This window comes from Streptomyces sp. cg36 (genome assembly GCF_041080675.1).
In the GTDB taxonomy this organism is placed as follows: Bacteria; Actinomycetota; Actinomycetes; order Streptomycetales; family Streptomycetaceae; genus Streptomyces.
In genome coordinates this window covers 6,707,831-6,727,101 of sequence record NZ_CP163520.1, presented here as the reverse complement: position 1 = coordinate 6,727,101, position 19,271 = coordinate 6,707,831, and the positions used below count along the sequence as shown (strand labels likewise).

The 19,271-nt window shown below is 68.1% G+C and carries 14 protein-coding genes, 2 rRNA genes and 1 riboswitch; of the genes, 3 read left to right on the top strand and 13 right to left on the bottom strand.

Going from position 1 to position 19,271, the window contains the following annotated elements:
- Window positions 1-218: 218 nt before the first annotated feature.
- Window positions 219-812 carry a hypothetical protein gene (locus AB5J87_RS29955; RefSeq protein ID WP_369381065.1) on the top strand — a complete coding sequence of 198 codons (594 nt, stop codon included), beginning with the start codon at window positions 219-221 and terminating at the stop codon, window positions 810-812.
- Between the two features lie 346 nt (window positions 813-1,158).
- On the top strand, window positions 1,159-1,365 hold the full coding sequence (locus tag AB5J87_RS29950) for a DUF5999 family protein (RefSeq protein WP_067155431.1): 207 nt from the start codon (window positions 1,159-1,161) through the stop codon (window positions 1,363-1,365).
- A gap of 120 nt (window positions 1,366-1,485) precedes the next feature.
- On the opposite strand, the gene gcvP is transcribed toward AB5J87_RS29950, so the two are convergent.
- Window positions 1,486-4,371 carry an aminomethyl-transferring glycine dehydrogenase gene (gene gcvP / locus AB5J87_RS29945; protein ID WP_369381062.1) on the bottom strand — a complete coding sequence of 962 codons (2,886 nt, stop codon included), beginning with the start codon at window positions 4,369-4,371 and terminating at the stop codon, window positions 1,486-1,488.
- 192 nt (window positions 4,372-4,563) lie between these two features.
- A riboswitch (glycine riboswitch) is annotated at window positions 4,564-4,661 on the bottom strand.
- A 112-nt stretch (window positions 4,662-4,773) separates the two neighbouring features.
- Between gcvP and AB5J87_RS29940 the strand changes: the two genes are divergently transcribed.
- On the top strand, window positions 4,774-5,160 hold the full coding sequence (locus tag AB5J87_RS29940) for a PRC-barrel domain-containing protein (RefSeq protein ID WP_369381059.1): 387 nt from the start codon (window positions 4,774-4,776) through the stop codon (window positions 5,158-5,160).
- Here the strand turns inward: AB5J87_RS29940 and AB5J87_RS29935 are convergent.
- From AB5J87_RS29935 to AB5J87_RS29880, 12 genes are all read right to left on the bottom strand, one after another.
- A complete protein-coding gene (locus AB5J87_RS29935) occupies window positions 5,067-6,608 on the bottom strand; it encodes a DNA polymerase IV (protein ID WP_369381057.1) in 1,542 nt (513 codons plus the stop codon). The genes AB5J87_RS29940 and AB5J87_RS29935 overlap by 94 nt on opposite strands.
- Before the next feature lie 56 nt (window positions 6,609-6,664).
- A complete protein-coding gene (locus AB5J87_RS29930; protein ID WP_369381055.1) occupies window positions 6,665-7,426 on the bottom strand; it encodes a MerR family transcriptional regulator in 762 nt (253 codons plus the stop codon).
- A 205-nt stretch (window positions 7,427-7,631) separates the two neighbouring features.
- Window positions 7,632-8,105, bottom strand: coding sequence for a bifunctional nuclease family protein (locus AB5J87_RS29925; RefSeq protein WP_006123076.1), 474 nt, complete (start codon window positions 8,103-8,105; stop codon window positions 7,632-7,634).
- 53 nt (window positions 8,106-8,158) lie between these two features.
- On the bottom strand, window positions 8,159-8,899 hold the full coding sequence (locus AB5J87_RS29920) for a MerR family transcriptional regulator (protein WP_369381053.1): 741 nt from the start codon (window positions 8,897-8,899) through the stop codon (window positions 8,159-8,161).
- A gap of 56 nt (window positions 8,900-8,955) precedes the next feature.
- Entirely contained in the window at window positions 8,956-9,897 is a 942-nt protein-coding gene (locus tag AB5J87_RS29915) for an FHA domain-containing protein (RefSeq protein ID WP_369383713.1), read from the bottom strand.
- An 82-nt stretch (window positions 9,898-9,979) separates the two neighbouring features.
- On the bottom strand, window positions 9,980-10,774 hold the full coding sequence (locus AB5J87_RS29910; RefSeq protein WP_369381051.1) for a DUF881 domain-containing protein: 795 nt from the start codon (window positions 10,772-10,774) through the stop codon (window positions 9,980-9,982).
- Between the two features lie 248 nt (window positions 10,775-11,022).
- Window positions 11,023-11,355 carry a small basic family protein gene (locus AB5J87_RS29905; RefSeq protein WP_003970459.1) on the bottom strand — a complete coding sequence of 111 codons (333 nt, stop codon included), beginning with the start codon at window positions 11,353-11,355 and terminating at the stop codon, window positions 11,023-11,025.
- The gene (locus tag AB5J87_RS29900; protein ID WP_369381048.1) at window positions 11,352-12,284 is read right to left on the bottom strand and encodes a DUF881 domain-containing protein; all 933 of its coding nucleotides are present in this window, start codon (window positions 12,282-12,284) and stop codon (window positions 11,352-11,354) included. Before AB5J87_RS29900 ends, AB5J87_RS29905 begins: the two co-directional genes overlap by 4 nt.
- A gap of 87 nt (window positions 12,285-12,371) precedes the next feature.
- On the bottom strand, window positions 12,372-14,867 hold the full coding sequence (locus AB5J87_RS29895) for a sugar phosphate nucleotidyltransferase (protein WP_369381045.1): 2,496 nt from the start codon (window positions 14,865-14,867) through the stop codon (window positions 12,372-12,374).
- A gap of 112 nt (window positions 14,868-14,979) precedes the next feature.
- Complete coding sequence (locus AB5J87_RS29890) at window positions 14,980-15,588, bottom strand: CDP-alcohol phosphatidyltransferase family protein (protein WP_369381044.1); 609 nt, start codon at window positions 15,586-15,588, stop codon at window positions 14,980-14,982.
- A gap of 170 nt (window positions 15,589-15,758) precedes the next feature.
- Window positions 15,759-15,875: ribosomal RNA gene (rrf, locus tag AB5J87_RS29885) — 5S ribosomal RNA — on the bottom strand.
- 78 nt (window positions 15,876-15,953) lie between these two features.
- A 23S ribosomal RNA gene (locus AB5J87_RS29880) occupies window positions 15,954-19,077 on the bottom strand.
- Between the last annotated feature and the right edge of the window lie 194 nt (window positions 19,078-19,271).

The window sequence follows — 19,271 nt, the reverse complement described above, 5'->3', positions numbered from 1 at the left end:
CTAAGACGCGATCCGCCCTTGCCGGAAATACTGGCGACAGCTAGACGAAACACGCCCTGAACACGTGTCGTATAAACTTTGCGAACGAGGCGGAGAGTTGGCGCCCCGGCCACGGTCCCCCGGCCCCCCTCTGACCTCGTACAGCCCCGTACAGAGCAGACAGCGCCGTCCGCACTGCCCCCGCACCACCGTGTCTCCGAAGTGAGAGGCGACCCACCATGCCGCTGCATGTCCCTCCGGCCCCCGCGCCCGCCCTGCGCAGCGTCCTCGCGGCACTCGGTTCCCCCACCGCCGTCCGCGCGGCGCGCACACCGGCCCTGCGCACAGCCCAGGGCCCGCTCAACCCCGAACTCCCGCTCCCCGTCCACGTACTGGACCGCATCACCCCGAGCGCGCGCGCCCCACGCTGCCGGCTCTCCGGCTGGCGCTTCCTCATCAGCGACGGCGCGAGCGCGGTCGCGGCGGCGGACACCATGCTCACCCCGGACGGCTGGGCCTTCTCCCACTTCTTCGAAGGCCCCTACATCGCCTCCACCCAGCACGCGCTGCGCCAGGCCGAGGCCCTGACCCAGGAGTACGAGCCGAGGCTGCTCTCCGTGCCCGAGCTGTACATGCTCACCCTGTGGCTGCGCCACGACACCTCGGCCGCCACCGCCACCGCCTGCGAACTGGACCCGGCCGACCTGCTGGTGCCGCTGGCGCCCGCCCCGCCCGGCATCTGCGCCCACCGGCCGCACCGGGTCTCCGAGCTGCTGCCGGTGATGACCCTGCGGCTCACCCCCGCCGCGCCCCTGCTGAGCCAGCCGGTCTGACCTGCCAGGAAGCCCGCCGACACGCCACCACCAGCAGCGCGCCGACGCCCCGGAGCCACCCCCCTGGCCCGGGGCGCCGCGCTGTGCGCCCGCGCACGTCCTCCGTACGGGCTAGCCCGTATAGGCCACGCCGAACCACCCGAAGGGACAGGCCAGTTGAGTTGAACCGGCCGCACGAGTGATGCGTCAATAAGCAGTAGGAAGCGGTGCCGCGAAATCCCTGCGGATTGACGCCCGTGGGGCAACACTGGGAGCGGACCGACCGACTTACCAACGGGGGGCGGCCATGAACACCGCATCGAGCCGCAGGACACTCACCACTACGACGCAGCGAAAGAACGCATCCATGTGCCAGCACCAGCCAGCCTGCCCTACAGCCGACTCCGCCGACCGGGAGGCCGCGCAGCTCGTGGCGCACCACCCGGAGCAGGGCTGGAGCCTGTTGTGCAACGGCGTCCTGATCTTCGAGGACACCGGTGAGCTGCTGCCGGACGGGCGGATCATCGCCCCGCACCGGGCGCTGACCGCGGGACAGGTGGCGAAGGCCGCGTAGCGCGCCATCCGCTGCGACACGACACGCACCGCGCGGCGACGCGCACCGCACGACAAGGGGCCGGCCCGGGGAAGAACCCCGGACCGGCCCCGACGCGTACCGCCCTCGGACGGCGCCCCGTCAGTTGTCGTACTCGTCCAGCGGCGGGCAGGAGCAGACCAGGTTGCGGTCGCCGAAGGCACCGTCGATCCGGCGGACCGGCGGCCAGTACTTGTCGGCGGCCGACACACCGGCCGGGAAGACCGCCTCCTCGCGGCTGTACGCGTGGTTCCACTCGCCGCCCAGCGCCGCCGCCGTGTGCGGGGCGTTGGCCAGCGGGTTGTCGTCGGCGGGCCACTCGCCGGAGGCGACCTTCTCGATCTCGGCACGGATCGCGATCATCGTCTCGCAGAACCGGTCGATCTCGATCAGGTCCTCGGACTCGGTCGGCTCGATCATCAGCGTGCCGGCCACCGGGAACGACATGGTCGGCGCGTGGAAGCCGTAGTCGATCAGGCGCTTGGCGATGTCGTCGACGCTGACGCCGGTCGCCTTCGACAGCGGGCGCAGGTCCACGATGCACTCGTGCGCCACCAGGCCGTTGGGGCCCGTGTAGAGCACCGGGTAGTGCGGCTCCAGGCGCTTGGCGATGTAGTTGGCCGCCAGCACCGCGACCTGGGTCGCGCGCTTGAGGCCCTCGCCGCCCATCAGCCGGACGTACGCCCACGAGATCGGCAGGATGCCGGCCGAGCCCCACGGGGCGGCCGAGATCGGGCCGACGCCCGTCTGCGGACCGGCGGTCGGCTGGAGCGGGTGGTTGGGCAGGTACGGCGCGAGGTGCGCGCGCACACCGACCGGGCCGACACCGGGGCCGCCGCCGCCGTGCGGGATGCAGAACGTCTTGTGCAGGTTGAGGTGCGAGACGTCGCCGCCGAACTTGCCCGGCCTGGCGAGGCCCACCAGCGCGTTGAGGTTGGCGCCGTCGACGTAGACCTGGCCGCCCGCGTCGTGCACCTCGCCGCAGATGTCGGCGACGTGCTCCTCGAACACCCCGTGGGTGGACGGGTAGGTGATCATCAGGACCGAGAGCTCGTCGCGGTACTGCTCGATCTTGGCGCGCAGGTCGGCGATGTCGACCTCGCCGTCGTCGGCGGTCTTGACCACGACGACCTTCATCCCGGCCATCACGGCGCTGGCGGCGTTGGTGCCGTGCGCGGACGACGGGATGAGACAGACCGTGCGCTGCTCGTCGCCGTTGGCGCGGTGGTAGGCGCGGACCGCGAGCAGACCCGCGAGCTCGCCCTGCGAACCGGCGTTGGGCTGGATGGACACCGCGTCGTACCCGGTGACCTCGGCGAGGCGCTCCTCCAGCTCGTGGATGAGCGTGAGGTAGCCACCGGCCTGCTCGACCGGCGCGAACGGGTGCATCTGCCCGAACTCGGGCCAGGTGACCGGCTCCATCTCGGTGGTCGCGTTCAGCTTCATGGTGCAGGAGCCGAGCGGGATCATGCCCCGGTCCAGCGCGTAGTCGCGGTCGGCGAGCTTGCGCAGGTAGCGCAGCATCGCGGTCTCGGAGCGGTGCTGGTGGAAGACCGGGTGGGTGAGGAACTCGTCGGAGCGCAGCAGCGCCGACGGCAGGGTGTCGGCGGCCGTGGCGTCCAGCGCCGCGATGTCGCCCTCGGCGCCGAAGGCGGCCCAGACGGCGGCGACGCGGTCGCGGTCGGTGGTCTCGTCACAGGCGATCGAGACGGTGTCGGCGTCGACCAGGTGCAGGTTGACCCCGCCGTCGCGGGCGGCGGCGACGGCCTCGGCGGCCTTGCCGGGCACGCGCACGGTCAGCGTGTCGAAGTACGAGCCGTGCACGACCTCCACACCGGCGGCGCGCAGGCCCTCGGCGAGGATCACCGCGTAGCGGTGGGTGCGGCGGGCGATCTGCCGCAGGCCGTCCGGGCCGTGGTAGACCGCGTACATGCCGGCCATCACGGCGAGCAGGACCTGCGCGGTGCAGATGTTGCTGGTGGCCTTCTCGCGGCGGATGTGCTGCTCGCGGGTCTGCAGGGCCAGGCGGTACGCCTTGTTGCCGTCCGCGTCCACGGAGACGCCGACCAGCCGGCCGGGCAGGCTGCGGGCGAACTTCTCCTGCACCGCCATGTAACCGGCGTGCGGGCCGCCGAAGCCCATCGGGACGCCGAAGCGCTGGGTGGTGCCCACCGCGATGTCCGCGCCGAGCTCGCCGGGCGAGGTCAGCAGGGTCAGGGCGAGCAGGTCGGCGGCGACCGTGACGACCGCGCCCAGCTCATGGGCCTCGTCGATGACCGGCTTGAGGTCACGGACCTCGCCGGAGGCGCCCGGGTACTGGAGCAGCACGCCGAAGACACCGCGCTCGGCGACCTCGGCGGGGATGCCGTGGCTCAGGTCGGCGACGACGACCTCGACACCGGTCGGCTCGGCACGCGTCTCTATGACGGCGACGGTCTGCGGCAGGGTGTCCGCGTCGACCACGAAGACGCCGCCCTTGACCTTGCCGACGCGGCGCGACAGCGCCAGCGCCTCGGCGGCGGCGGTGCCCTCGTCGAGCAGCGAGGCGCCGGAGGTGGGCAGCCCGGTGAGGTCGGCGACGACGGTCTGGAAGTTCAGCAGCGCCTCCAGGCGGCCCTGCGAGATCTCCGGCTGGTACGGCGTGTACGCGGTGTACCAGGCCGGGTTCTCCATGACGTTGCGCAGGATCACCGGCGGCGTGAACGTGCCGTAGTAGCCCAGGCCGATCATCGGGGCCAGGACCTTGTTGCGGTCGGCGAGGGTGCGCAGCTCGGCCAGGACCTCGGCCTCGGTGCGGGCGCCGGGCAGCCCCAGCGCCTCGGCGCTCTTGATCACGTCCGGTACGGCGGCGGCGGTGAGCTCGTCGAGCGAGCCGTAACCGACCTGCGCGAGCATCTTCGCCTGGGCCTCGGCGTCGGGCCCGATGTGACGCTGCTCGAAGGGGATGCCACGTTCCAGCTCGGTGAGCGGCATGCGGTTGGCGGTCATGACGGGAGGCCTCCTGGTCTGCACGACCTGCGAGGGGCACCACGGCGCGGGTACCCGGACGGCCTCCCCCTCTGTCATCTCAACCTGAGAGCTTCACCGGGGCGCGTGGGGCGTCCCGGCTTTCACCGTCGGTGAGGAAAGGCGCGCACAGGCGTATGCCCGCACGTCCCCCGTCCTGCTTTCCAGAGTGACCTCGTCCGCGCGGTACGTGGGCCTGAGAGATTCCGGGGAGGATTTGCTCCTTCGGCGCCTCCGGACATCTTTCCGAAGGACTCTCCCGCACGGGGTCAGCAGCCATCGCCAGCCTACCAGCGAGTCCCGGCGCCGATCCTTCGAGTGGCCGACGCCCCCGATGTGCACTTTCGTAGTCTTACGGAGCAGTTGCGACCAGTTGGAGGGACCGTGCAGACCGATATCGATCCGCGCAGCCTGATCGGCCGCAAGGCGTTCGACCGCAATGGCAACAAGATCGGCACGGTGGACGAGGTGTACCTCGACGACGCCACCGGAGTGCCGGAGTGGGCCGCCGTGCGCACCGGCCTGTTCAGCCGGGACGCCTTCGTCCCGCTGGAGCCCAGCGACCTCGTCGACGAGGCGCTGCACATCCCCTACGACCGGGCGCTGATCAAGGACGCTCCCGACTTCGGCGTCGGCCGCCACCTCTCCCCGGAGCAGGAGCTGCAGCTGTACCACCACTACGGACTGGACATCTCGGCCCCCGATCCGCCCGCCGCGCCCGACCGCGACTTCGGCAGGCTCGCGGGCGACGACGGGACCGGACCCGCCTGATCCGCCGCGCCCCCCGCGCCCGCACCGGCCGTCCCCGTCGGCCCCTCCCCGGCCGGGCCCGTCCCGCCTGGCGCCGCCCCGTCCCCCGTCACCAGCGGCAGCGGATCGGAAGGCACCAGCTCCGGGTCGTCGACCCGGAACGTCCGCACCCGCCCGGGCACCGCCGACCCGGGCGTCTCGAACCGTACGGTGACGCGGCCCACCCCACTGCCCTGCACCCACCCCGGACCGAACTCGGCGTGGTGCACGTCGTGCCCGGCCGACCAGCGGCGCTCGGCCGGGGCGGCCCCCTCCCCCGGCTCCTCCGGCACCACCGGGTCCACCCGCTCCGCCGCCTCCCCGCCGGGCGGCTGCTGCCCGGCCGCCGCCCCCTCGCCCGCGGCCTGCGCGAACAGGTCCTCCTGCGTGAAGTCGGCCAGGCCGCTCACCCCGACCCCGAGCAGCCGCACCCCGCCCGTGGTGTCGACCGAGTCGAGCAGCCGCCCGGCCGCCTCGCGGACCACGGCCGGGTCGTCGGTGGGCCCCCGGAGCGTCTCGGAGCGGGTCAGCGTCGAGAAGTCGTACCTGCGGACCTTCAGCACGATCGTGCGGCCCGACAGGCCCGAGGCGCGCAGCCGCTGCACACACCGGTCGGCGAGCCGCCCCACCTCGGTCACCACCCGCACCCGGTCGTGCAGGTCCACGTCGAAGGTGTCCTCGACCGACACCGACTTGGTGTCCCGCTCGGCCACCACCGGCCGGTCGTCCAGCCCCAGCGCCATCCGGTGCAGCGACGCCCCGTGCGCCTTGCCGAGCAGCCGGACCAGCTCGTCCTCGCCCGCCTCGGCCAGATCCGCGACCGTGGTCATACCGGCCCGGCGCAGGTGCTCCCCGGTCGCGGGCCCCACCCCGGGCAGGGTGCGCACCGACATCGGGGCCAGCCTCCCCCGCTCGGTGCCCGGCTCGATCAGCACCAGACCGTCGGGCTTGGCCTCCTCAGAGGCGATCTTGGCGAGCATCTTGGACCCGGCCAGCCCCACCGACCCCGTCAGCCCCGTCACCGCCCGGATGTCCGCACGCAGCCTCTGACCGGCCTCACGGGCCGACTGAGCGTCCCACGCGACTCCCCCGGCCTCCAGGTCCACGAACGCCTCGTCGAGGCTCAGAGGCTCCACCAGGGGCGACAGCCGCCCCAGCAGCTCCATCACCTGCTCGCTGATGGTCCGGTAGAAGCCGAAGCGCGGGACGAGATAGGCGCCATTGGGGCAGAGCCGTCTCGCCTGGGCCATCGGCATCGCCGACCGCGCCCCGAAGCGGCGCGCCTCGTACGAGGCGGTGGCGACCACCCCGCGCGGCCCCAGTCCCCCGACGATCACCGGCTTGCCGCGCAGGCTGGGCTTGGACGCCTGCTCCGCGGCGGCGAAGAAGGCGTCCATGTCCAGATGCAGGATGGTCGGCACGGCTCTCACACCACCGATGCTGCCTCACACCACTGACAACGGGCCCCCGGCGGGCCCGGCGCCCCTCAGACGGCGCGGTTGCGGCGCCGGGCGAGCTCGTCGGCGGGGTTGTTCCCGACCAGGGTCTCGCCGGTGTCGACCCGCTCGCCGTGCAGCTGCGAGAGCGCCGCCTCGACGTCGCGCCACACCACGCCGACCGCGATGCCGAAGACGCCCTGGCCGCCCTGGAGCAGGTCGACGACCTCGTCGGGCGAGGAGCACTCGTACACCGTGGCGCCGTCGCTCATCAGCGTCATGCGCTCCAGGTCGCGGAAACCGCGCTCGCGCAGGTGCCGTACGGCGGTGCGGATGTTCTGGAGCGCCACCCCGGTGTCCAGGAAACGCTTGACGATCTTGAGGACGACCACGTCCTTGAAGCTGTAGAGCCGCTGGGTGCCCGACCCGTAGGCCGGCTGCACACTGGGCTCGACCAGGCCGGTACGGGCCCAGTAGTCGAGCTGGCGGTAGGTGATCCCCGCAGCCGCGCACGCGGTGGGCCCCCGGTATCCGACGACATCGGTGTCGGAGTCGGCCGCATCGCCCTGCTCGGGCAGCGCCCCACTCAGGCTCGGCCGGGAGCTTGGTTGCGAGCTTGGATGGGGGTACCCCTTGCTCGAACTTCGTTGCGAGCTTGGGGGCGGGTACCCCCTGCTCGAACTTTGTTGTGAGCTTGGATGGGGGTACCCCCTGCTCGAACTTCGTTGAGAGCTTGGGGGCGGGTACGGCCCGTCGTCTCCCGGAACTCGTCCGGGAGCCTCCCCCGCCGTGCTGTCGCCGCTGCTTCTCACGCCGACCCTCCGTCCTAGAACTGCCTTCACGACGGTAGGCAGTCACTCGGGGTGCGTCAACGATCGCCACACTCGGCACGCCGAGTGATAATCACCCTGAGAGTGGTTTCGCGTACCCCTCTTGCGGGAAAGGCTACTCGAATGCGCCGGAGCCGCCCGGCACGACGGCCTCCGGCACAGGCGGCTCAACGGCCTCTCGGACCACTCATTGACTGTTGGTGCCGAAGTCCTCCGGCGAGATCTGATCGAGGAACTCGCGGAACTTCTCCACCTCGTCCTCCTGCTCGTCCGGGATCGCGATCCCCGCGTCGTCGAGCACCCCGTCACTGCCGTAGATCGGCGTTCCGGTGCGCAGGGCGAGCGCTATGGCGTCGGACGGACGCGCGCTCACCTCGACACCACTGGCGAAGACCAGCTCCGCGTAGAAGACACCTTCGCGCAGGTCCGTGATGCGGACCTCGGTCAGCTCCTGGCCCACGGCCTCCAGCACGTCCTTGAAAAGGTCGTGCGTCAGTGGCCGCGCCGGAGCCATCCCCTGCTGGGCGAAGGCGATCGCGGTCGCCTCCCCTGGACCGATCCAGATGGGGAGGTACCGATCGCCTCCCACTTCACGCAGGAGCACGATCGGTTGGTTGGAGGGCATTTCCACCCGGACACCCACGACGTCGAGCTCGTTCACACAGCAACCCTAGGACGTGCCCGGCCGGTTTGGGTAGTCGGGCACCCCCCGGGTCAGTGCAGCCGGACCCCGAGAGCGGTCTGGACGAGCGCCGCGTGCAGCCGCACGGACAGCGCCGCGAGCTCCCGCACGGTGGCCTCCGCATGGGCCCTGGTCTGCGGGTTGCGGTGCAGCCGGAGGGGTGCGACCACCTGTTCGACCAGTCCCGCCTCCCGGTCCGCGGCGGCCTTCATGGCGCGAAGATGCCGTGGTTCAAGACCGAAACGGCCCAGATCCGCCACCAGCCGCGCCACGTTCACGGACTCCGCGTCGTAGCCGCCGCCGGGGCCCGCCGTGATCAACCCGTAGGACTCCCACTCGGTGAGCTCCTCCTCGGTCACCTCGGCGGCCACCAGGAGCTCGGCACGGCCCACCCGGGCGGCCGTGGGGCGGTCCGGGTCGCCCTCGACACCGTCCACGCCGTCGCGCGGGCCGCCCGGGGCGGGCAGCACGGGCTGCTCACCCCGGTCCAGTGCGTCCAGATGCTCCCGGATGACCTTCAGCGGCAGATAGTGGTCCCGCTGCATGCGCAGCACCTGGGCCAGCCGCTCGACGTCCTCGGGACCGAACTTGCGGTACCCCGACGGAGTGCGCCGGGGATCCACCAGGCCCTCGGACTCCAGAAACCTGATCTTGGAGATGGTGACTTCGGGAAATTCCTCGCGCAGCTGATTGAGCACGGTACCGATGCTCATCAGCCGGTCGCCCGCGGTGGCGGTGCCGTGACCGGCACCGCCCGTCGGTGTGTGCAGCATGGGCCTTCCCTGGATGGGCGTCCCCGGGGGTCTCCCCCGCAGGGTCTGGGGGAGGGTCAGATGCCGCGCTGGCTCGCGTAGAACACCAGCCGGTACTTCCCGATCTGCACCTCGTCGCCGTTGGACAGGATGATCGAGTCGATCCGCTCCCGGTTCACATACGTTCCGTTGAGGCTGCCGACGTCCGAGACCGTGAAACGGCCGTCCGCGCCCCGGCGGAACTCGACGTGCCGCCGCGACACGGTGACGTCGTCGAGGAAGATGTCGCTCTGCGGGTGCCGGCCCGCCGTCGTCAGCTCACCGTCCAGCAGGAAGCGGCTGCCCGAGTTGGGGCCGCGGCGCACCACGAGCAGCGCCGAACCCAACGGCAGGGCGTCCACCGCGGCCTGCGCCTCCGGCGACAGCGACGGCAGCGCCGTCTGGCCCGTCACCTCGGCGTCGTACGCCTCAAGGCCGGAGATGGAAATGGTCGACGTGGTCTCCGCCGCCCGCTCGGGAACCGCGCCCGCCCGCAGCGGGGCACCGCAGTTCGAACAGAAGCGGCTCGCCGCGGCGTTGCTGTGCCCGCACCTCGTACACACCGGCATGGACGGATCCTCCTGACCCGGCTGGACCGCGTGGGAGCTGGTCGCATACGGGTCCGGAGCAAACCCTCCACCCGTACTCGATGGTTCCCCGAAACCTATGCGGCCGGGACCGGCAGGGTCAACAGACGACGCGCCCGAGCCGCCCGGAATGTCACCACCGGGGTGACCCACCTCGTCGCGGAACAGCGGGCGGTCGCCGCCCTGCTCCTCCGCACCTCCGCGACCGCGGGCACGGTGCCGGGCGGAGCCGCTGCCACCGTCCTCACGTGCGCTCTTGCCGAACAACTTCGCAAACAACTTCACGGGCGATTCCCCTTGACCGAAACAGACCCGCCCGTGGGGCAGGACGAACCCAGAATCAACACACCGGCCGACCCGGACATCCTCACAACGTCCGTATCCGCCAAACAGTTTCCACCACGCACCACGAGTTGGGTGCGCCGACCCCCCGCAAGCTCATGCCCTTGTGCGGTCGCTCGCATGCGGCCCCGCGTCACCGCGAGGACGACCGAGCGTAGTCAGGCCGCTTCGCCGGTCGCAAGGCATCCACGACGATCTTCTCGGAACGGACCACAGTGGCCGTGGCCTGCTCCTTCTCCAGAGTCTGCACCACACCGCCCGGAATGTTGAGCGCGGGTTCGAGATCCTGTGGCTTGCCGATCACCTTGAAGCGGTAGGGCGCCGTCACCTTCTGGCCATCGACCTCGATGCCGCCGTCCGCATCCGAGAAGTACGTGTTGGCGACCACCCGGACGTCATTGATCTGGATCGCCTCGGCCCCGGCGGCCCGCAGCTCCTGGATCGTGTCGAGCAGCTTGTCCGCCTCCACCGCCTTCTTGGAGTCGGTGATCGTCAGCGTGATGCCCGGACCCTGGGCCGCGACCGTACCGGCCAGGATGCCCAGCTGGCGCTCCTTCTCCAGCGTCTGCTTGCGCGCCTCGGCCGCCTGGTTGGAGCTGGTCTCCAGCTCCGTGCGCTGCCCTTCGAGCCGCTGCTTCTCGTCCTCCAGACGCTTGGTGCGGGAGTCGAGCTCGTCCAGGATCCGCACCAGGTCCTCCTGGCGGGCCCCGCGCAGGGCGCTGTTGTCGCTGTTGGAGCGGACCTGGATGGCGAGCCCCAGACCGAGCACGAACAGCAGCAGGGCGACGATCAGCTGGGCCCGGGTCACCCTCGGCGGCCACAGCCCCGCGACCAGCCGCTGGCGCCCCGTCAGCTGCGGCCTCGACGGTCCCGGCGGCTCCGGGGCGACGGCCCCGGCGGCGGGCTCCGGCCGCTCCGGCTCGGGCACCGGGGGCGCCCCGGACGACTTCGGCGCCTCGGCCCGCGCGGGCTCCGGGGCCCGCGACGCGGAAGCCGCACTTCCGGGGCCGCCCGCAGACGTACTCGGGGAGGGCGTGTCGCCGGACGGCGCGTCCCCGTAAGGAGAGCCGCCCGAGGGCGTACTCCCGGAAGGAGTGCTGCCGGAAGGAGTGCTGCCGAATGCCGGACCGGGCGTCCGCGGCCCCTGCTCGGGGGTGTCCTCGCTGCTCATCGGCCTCACGCCCGGAAGACGTGCCGGCGGATGGCCGCGGCGTTGGAGAAGATGCGGATGCCGAGGACGACGACCACACCGGTGGACAGCTGCGCGCCCACGCCCAGCTTGTCACCGAGGAACACGATCAGCGCCGCCACCACGACGTTCGACAGGAAGGACACCACGAAGACCTTGTCGACGAAGATGCCGTCGAGCATGGCCCGCAGACCGCCGAAGACCGCGTCCAGCGCGGCCACGACGGCGATGGGCAGATACGGCTCGACCACCGCAGGCACCTCGGGCCGGACCAAAAGTCCGACCACGACTCCCACGACGAGGCCAAGTACGGCGATCACGATGTGCCTTTCCTAGTGGCGGCGGCGCCCCTGCCGGCGCCGGTGGCCTGTGGCTGTGCGGTACGTACGATCAGGCTCGGCGCGGCCGGCAGGCGCACCTCGTCCTGGTCCGAAATGCTGGCGCGGATCCCGTAGTTCTCTTCGAGAACATGGAGGTACTGCCCGTCGGCACTGTCCTGGAAGGTGGTGCTGAGCTTCTTCCCGTCCCCCACCGCGAGCACGGTGTACGGCGGCACCAGCGGCCTGTTGTCGACCAGTATGGCGTCGCCCGCCGCCCGGATCGCCGAAAGCGCGGTGAGCCGCTGCCCGTTGATGGCGACGGCCTCGGCGCCCGACTGCCACAGGCCGTTGACGATCCGCTGCATGTCCCGGTCGCGCACCCGTCCCGTGTCCGAGAAGCTGCTGTTCTCGCGCGGCCCGCCCCCGCCGCCCGTCTCCGTGTTCTTGGCGTCGTCGACGACCAGCTTCATCCCGGGGCCGTGCACCTCGGTGGCACCGGACAGCAGCGCGACCAGTTCGCCCTGGTCGCCGCCGTGCTTCTCCAATGCCTTGCGCTGCCGCTCACCGACCTCGTCGCGCAACCCGTCGACCTGCTTCTGCAGCTCGTCGGCGGCCTTGGTCTCGGCCTCCACGCGCCCGATCAACTCCTGGCGCTCCTTGGCGACGACCGGTGCCGCTATCCGCGCCTGCGCCGCCCCGATGGTGACCACCACGGCCGCCAGCACCAGACCGGCCGCGAGCCCGAGCTTCGCGCGCAGGGTGCGGGGCACGCCCTCCTTGCCCTCCGCCTTGCGCCGGGCGGTCGCCTCCGCGTACCCGTCGTCCAGGGCGTGGTCCATCACATTGGTCAGCAGCGACATGGAGGCGTCGGGGCGGGACGGCGGAGTGGACGTGCTCCGAACGGGGGGCTGCTGCGACATGCCGCACATCGTCGCACGTCGGCGCCCCTGCCGCCGAATGGCCCCACCGGTGCGCCGGACAGCGTCCCACGACCCTGTCCGGCGCCCGGAAGACCGTCAGTGACCTGCGCTGTCCACGATGGCGGACCACTCGTCGAGCAGCGCCTGCGCGGAGGCGTCGTCGGGCCCCTCCGCCCACAGATGGGTGACCGCCTCGGCCGGGTCGGGCAGCACCATCACCCAGCGGCCGTCCGCCTCCACCACCCGTACGCCGTCGGTCGTGTCGACGGACCGGTCCCCCGCCGCCTCCACCACCCGCCGCATGACCATGCCCTTGACCGCCCACGGCGTGGCCAGGTCCCGCTTCAGCACATGGGCGCGCGGAATCCGCGCATCGATCTGACTCAGCGTCAGCTGTGTACGGGCCACCAGCCCGATCAGCCGCACGAACGCCGCGGCGCCGTCGAAGACGCTGCTGAACTCCGGCACGATGAACCCGCCGCGCCCGTCGCCGCCGAAGATGGTCGACTCCTCGCGGCCGACCCGGGTCAGATCGTCGGGCGAGGTCGTCGTCCACTCCACCTGCGTACCGTGGTACGCCGCGACCTGCTCGGCGATCCGCGTGGTCGTCACCGGCAGCGCCACCCGCCCGCTGCGCCGCTCGGCCGCCACGAGATCGAGCATCACCAGGAGCGCCCGGTCGTCCTCCACGATCCGGCCGCGCTCGTCGACCAGCGAGAGCTTCTCCCCGACCGGGTCGAACCGCACCCCGAAATCGGCACGGGCCGAGGCCACGATCTCGCCGAGCCGCACCAGACCGGCCCGCCGTCCGTCGGCCGTCTCCGTCGGCCGCGACTCGTCGAGCCCCGGATTGATGGTCAGCGAGTCGACCTGGAGCCGGCCCAGCAGACTCGGCAGCACGAGCCCGGCACTGCCGTTGGACGCGTCGACCACGACCTTCAGCCCGGCCTCGGCGACCCCCGTCGTATCGACCTTGCGCAGCAGGGACCCGGTGTACGAGTCGAAGACGCTGGACTGGAACTGCAGGTCCCCGATCTCCCCGGGGAACGCCCGCCGGTACTCCTGACGTGCGTAGACACGGTCCAGCTTGCGCTGCCCCGCCTGCGAGAGGTCCGCGCCCCGCTCGTCGAAGAACATGATGTCCACCGAGTCCGGCACACCGGGCGAGGTACGGATCATGATCCCGCCGGCGCCGCCGCGCGCGGTCTGCTGCCGCGCCACCGGCAGCGGCACGTTCTCCAGGTCCCGTACGTCGATGGCGCTGGCCTGCAGCGCCGAGATCACGGCCCGCTTCAGCGCACGCGCACCACGCGAGTGGTCACGGGCGGTGGTGACGGTCGACCCCTTCTTCAAGGTCGTCGCGTACGCCCCCGCCAGCCGCACCGCCAGCTCCGGAGTGATCTCCACGTTGAGGATGCCGGTCACCCCGCGCGCGCCGAACAGATGCGCCTGGCCGCGCGACTCCCAGATCACCGACGTGTTGACGAACGCGCCCGCCTCGATCGTCTTGAACGGATAGACCCGCACATTGCCCTGAACGATCGATTCCTCACCGACCAGGCACTCGTCCCCGATGACCGCGCCGTCCTCGATCCGGGCCGCACGCATGATGTCGGTGTTCTTGCCGATCACACAGCCGCGCAGATTGCTGTGCTGCCCGATGTAGACGTTGTCGTGGACGACCGCCTTGTGCAGGAAGGCACCGGTCTTCACCACGACGTTCGACCCGATGACCGTGTGCTCGCGGATCTCCACATCGGCTTCGACCTTCGCGTAGTCGCCGATGTAGAGCGGCCCCCTCAGCACCGCGTCGGGGTGCACCTCGGCGCCCTCGGCCACCCAGACGCCGGGCGAGATCTCGAAGCCGTCGATGTCGACGTCGACCTTGCCCTCCAGGACGTCGGCCTGAGCCTTCACATAGCTCTCGTGCGTCCCCACGTCCTCCCAATAGCCCTCGGCGACATAGCCGTAGATGGGCTTGCCCTCCTTCATCAGCTGCGGGAAGACATCACCGGACCAGTCGACGGGCACATCGGCTTCGACGTAGTCGAATACTTCCGGCTCCATCACGTAGATGCCGGTGTTCACGGTGTCCGAGAAGACCTGACCCCAGGTCGGCTTCTCCAGGAACCGCTCGACCTTTCCCTCTTCGTCGACGATGGTGATGCCGAATTCCAACGGGTTGGGCACCCGGGTCAGACACACCGTGACCAGTGCGCCCTTCTCCTTGTGGAAGTTGATGAGGTCCGTCAGGTCGAAGTCGGTGAGGGCATCGCCCGAGATGACCAGAAAGGCGTCGTCCTTGAGGGCTTCCTCGGCGTTCTTGACGCTGCCCGCGGTGCCGAGAGGCTTCTCCTCATTGGCATAGGTGAGCTCCATGCCGAGCTCTTCACCGTCACCGAAATAGTTCCGCACGAGCGACGCGAGGAACTGCACGGTGACGACGGTCTCACTGAGCCCATGCCGCTTCAGCAGCCGCAGCACATGCTCCATGATCGGCCTGTTGGCGACCGGCAGGAGCGGCTTGGGCATGCTGGAGGTCATGGGGCGAAGGCGTGTTCCTTCGCCGCCAGCCATCACGACGGCCTTCATGTCGGAAACGTCCTCCTTGACGAGATGACGGTCTAGCCGACTGCACCCGTCCGGGTGAAACCCCCGCTCCCGCCCGTGGGCCACCTGCTCCGGCGGCGCCGCCTCGACGAGCTCAATCGGCCGCTGCGTCCGCCTTCACGAGTCGGCGGACCTGAACCACGTACAAGATTCCTGCCCACCAATACAGAGTTGTACCCCATCCGGCGAACGCCCATCCGAAAACGGCCGCCAGATCAGCGAGCCACCCACTGCCGTCGCTCAGCAGAAGCAACGGGAAGGCATACATCAGGTTGAACGTGGCCGCCTTACCCAGGAAGTTCACCTGCGGCGGCGGATAGCCGTGCCGACGAAGGATTCCCACCATCACCAGAAGCATCAGCTCCCGGGCCAAAAGGGCAGCAGTCAACCAAATCGGCAGGATCTCTCGCCAGGTGAGACCGACGAGCGTGGAAAGGATGTACAGCCGGTCGGCCGCCGGATCGAGGAGCCGGCCGAGGCTGCTGATCTGGTTCCAGCGCCGGGCGAGCTTCCCGTCCAAGTAGTCACTGACACCGCTCAACGCCAGTACGAGCAATGCCCAGCCATCGCTCTTCGGCCCGCCGAACTCGGGACGAAGGATCAGCCACAGGAACACGGGTACGCCGACGAGGCGCGCCATGCTGAGGATGTTGGGGATGGTGAGCACCCGGTCCGTCTGAACCCGAGTCTCCTGGACCTCCACCCGGGGGCCTCCTGTGAACGTGCCAACGATGCCCCCTGACCTTACCGGCAGCGGAGAGCCCCGGGTGCACAGGGGTGTACGCGGAGCTGCACACAAGCGGCATTCTGGCCCTGAACGCAAAAATGCCTCAGTCCCCGAACCATACGGTTCGGGGACTGAGGCTAAAATTTGTTCGGCGGCGTCCTACTCTCCCACAGGGTCCCCCCTGCAGTACCATCGGCGCTGAAAGGCTTAGCTTCCGGGTTCGGAATGTAACCGGGCGTTTCCCTAACGCTATGACCACCGAAACACTATGAAATTAACGAAACCGGGCAACAACACGGCCGTTCGTTATTTCAGAACTAACACAGTGGACGCGAGCAACTGAGGACAAGCCCTCGGCCTATTAGTACCGGTCAGCTCCACACCTTACGGTGCTTCCACATCCGGCCTATCAACCCAGTCGTCTACTGGGAGCCTTACCCACTCGAAGGTGGTGGGAGTCCTCATCTCGAAGCAGGCTTCCCGCTTAGATGCTTTCAGCGGTTATCCTTTCCGAACGTAGCCAACCAGCCATGCCCTTGGCAGGACAACTGGCACACCAGAGGTTCGTCCGTCCCGGTCCTCTCGTACTAGGGACAGCCCTTCTCAAGACTCCTACGCGCACAGCGGATAGGGACCGAACTGTCTCACGACGTTCTAAACCCAGCTCGCGTACCGCTTTAATGGGCGAACAGCCCAACCCTTGGGACCGACTCCAGCCCCAGGATGCGACGAGCCGACATCGAGGTGCCAAACCATCCCGTCGATATGGACTCTTGGGGAAGATCAGCCTGTTATCCCCGGGGTACCTTTTATCCGTTGAGCGACGGCGCTTCCACAAGCCACCGCCGGATCACTAGTCCCGACTTTCGTCCCTGCTCGACCCGTCGGTCTCACAGTCAAGCTCCCTTGTGCACTTACACTCAACACCTGATTGCCAACCAGGCTGAGGGAACCTTTGGGCGCCTCCGTTACTCTTTAGGAGGCAACCGCCCCAGTTAAACTACCCATCAGACACTGTCCCTGATCCGGATCACGGACCGAGGTTAGACATCCAGCACGACCAGAGTGGTATTTCAACGGCGACTCCACAACCACTGGCGTGGCTGCTTCACAGTCTCCCACCTATCCTACACAAGCCGAACCGAACACCAATATCAAACTGTAGTAAAGGTCCCGGGGTCTTTCCGTCCTGCTGCGCGAAACGAGCATCTTTACTCGTAGTGCAATTTCACCGGGCCTATGGTTGAGACAGTCGAGAAGTCGTTACGCCATTCGTGCAGGTCGGAACTTACCCGACAAGGAATTTCGCTACCTTAGGATGGTTATAGTTACCACCGCCGTTTACTGGCGCTTAAGTTCTCAGCTTCGCCTGGACGAATCCAAGCTAACCGGTCCCCTTAACGTTCCAGCACCGGGCAGGCGTCAGTCCGTATACATCGCCTTACGGCTTCGCACGGACCTGTGTTTTTAGTAAACAGTCGCTTCTCGCTGGTCTCTGCGGCCACCCCCAGCTCACCGAGTAAATCGGATCACCAGTGATGGCCCCCTTCTCCCGAAGTTACGGGGGCATTTTGCCGAGTTCCTTAACCATAGTTCACCCGAACGCCTCGGTATTCTCTACCTGACCACCTGAGTCGGTTTAGGGTACGGGCCGCCATGAAACTCGCTAGAGGCTTTTCTCGACAGCATAGGATCATCCACTTCACCACAATCGGCTCGGCATCAGGTCTCAGCCTTAACGTGTGACGGATTTGCCTACCACACGGCCTACACCCTTACCCCGGGACAACCACCGCCCGGGCTGGACTACCTTCCTGCGTCACCCCATCGCTTACCTACTACAAGTCTGGTTCGTCGGCTCCACCACTCCCCTTTGCCCGAAGGCTCCAGGGCGGCTTCACGGACTTAGCATCGCCTGATTCGATATTGGGCGTTTCAAAGCGGGTACCGGAATATCAACCGGTTGTCCATCGACTACGCCTGTCGGCCTCGCCTTAGGTCCCGACTTACCCTGGGCAGATCAGCTTGACCCAGGAACCCTTAGTCAATCGGCGCACACGTTTCTCACGTGTGTATCGCTACTCATGCCTGCATTCTCACTCGTGAACCGTCCACAACTCGCTTCCGCGGCTGCTTCACCCGGCACACGACGCTCCCCTACCCATCACGATCCCCGTTGGGGGTACATATCGCAATGACACGACTTCGGCGGTACGCTTGAGCCCCGCTACATTGTCGGCGCGGAATCACTTGACCAGTGAGCTATTACGCACTCTTTCAAGGGTGGCTGCTTCTAAGCCAACCTCCTGGTTGTCTCTGCGACTCCACATCCTTTCCCACTTAGCGTACGCTTAGGGGCCTTAGTCGATGCTCTGGGCTGTTTCCCTCTCGACCATGGAGCTTATCCCCCACAGTCTCACTGCCGCGCTCTCACTTACCGGCATTCGGAGTTTGGCTAAGGTCAGTAACCCGGTAGGGCCCATCGCCTATCCAGTGCTCTACCTCCGGCAAGAAACACACGACGCTGCACCTAAATGCATTTCGGGGAGAACCAGCTATCACGGAGTTTGATTGGCCTTTCACCCCTAACCACAGGTCATCCCCCAGGTTTTCAACCCTGGTGGGTTCGGTCCTCCACGAAGTCTTACCTCCGCTTCAACCTGCCCATGGCTAGATCACTCCGCTTCGGGTCTAGAGCGTGCAACTCAAACGCCCTGTTCGGACTCGCTTTCGCTACGGCTTCCCCACACGGGTTAACCTCGCTACACACCGCTAACTCGCAGGCTCATTCTTCAAAAGGCACGCAGTCACGACGCACTGAGTAAACTCAATGCGCGACGCTCCCACGGCTTGTAGGCACACGGTTTCAGGTACTATTTCACTCCGCTCCCGCGGTACTTTTCACCATTCCCTCACGGTACTATCCGCTATCGGTCACCAGGGAATATTTAGGCTTAGCGGGTGGTCCCGCCAGATTCACACGGGATTTCTCGGGCCCCGTGCTACTTGGGTGTCTCTCAAACGAGCCGTCAATGTTTCAGCTACGGGGGTCTTACCCTCTACGCCGGACCTTTCGCATGTCCTTCGCCTACATCAACGGTTTCTGACTCGTCTCACAGCCGGCAGACTGTGAAAGAGAGATCCCACAACCCCCACGACGCAACCCCTGCCGGGTCTCACACGCCGTAGGTTTGGCCTCATCCGGTTTCGCTCGCCACTACTCCCGGAATCACGGTTGTTTTCTCTTCCTGAGGGTACTGAGATGTTTCACTTCCCCTCGTTCCCTCCACATGCCCTATGTGTTCAGGCATGGGTGACAGCCCATGACGACTGCCGGGTTTCCCCATTCGGAAACCCCCGGATCAAAGCCTGGTTGACGGCTCCCCGGGGACTATCGTGGCCTCCCACGTCCTTCATCGGTTCCTGGTGCCAAGGCATCCACCGTGCGCCCTTAAAAACTTGGCCACAGATGCTCGCGTCCACTGTGCAGTTCTCAAACAACGACCAGCCACCCATCACCCCACCACAACGTGGTGAGTGCACTGGGGCCGGCGACTGAAGTACAACGGGCCAGGCCCGTGCCTTCAGACACCCAACAGCGTGCCCGGTAAAGCCAGTCCCTTCACTGTGTTCCACGCCGAAGCAGTACTAACAGGAAG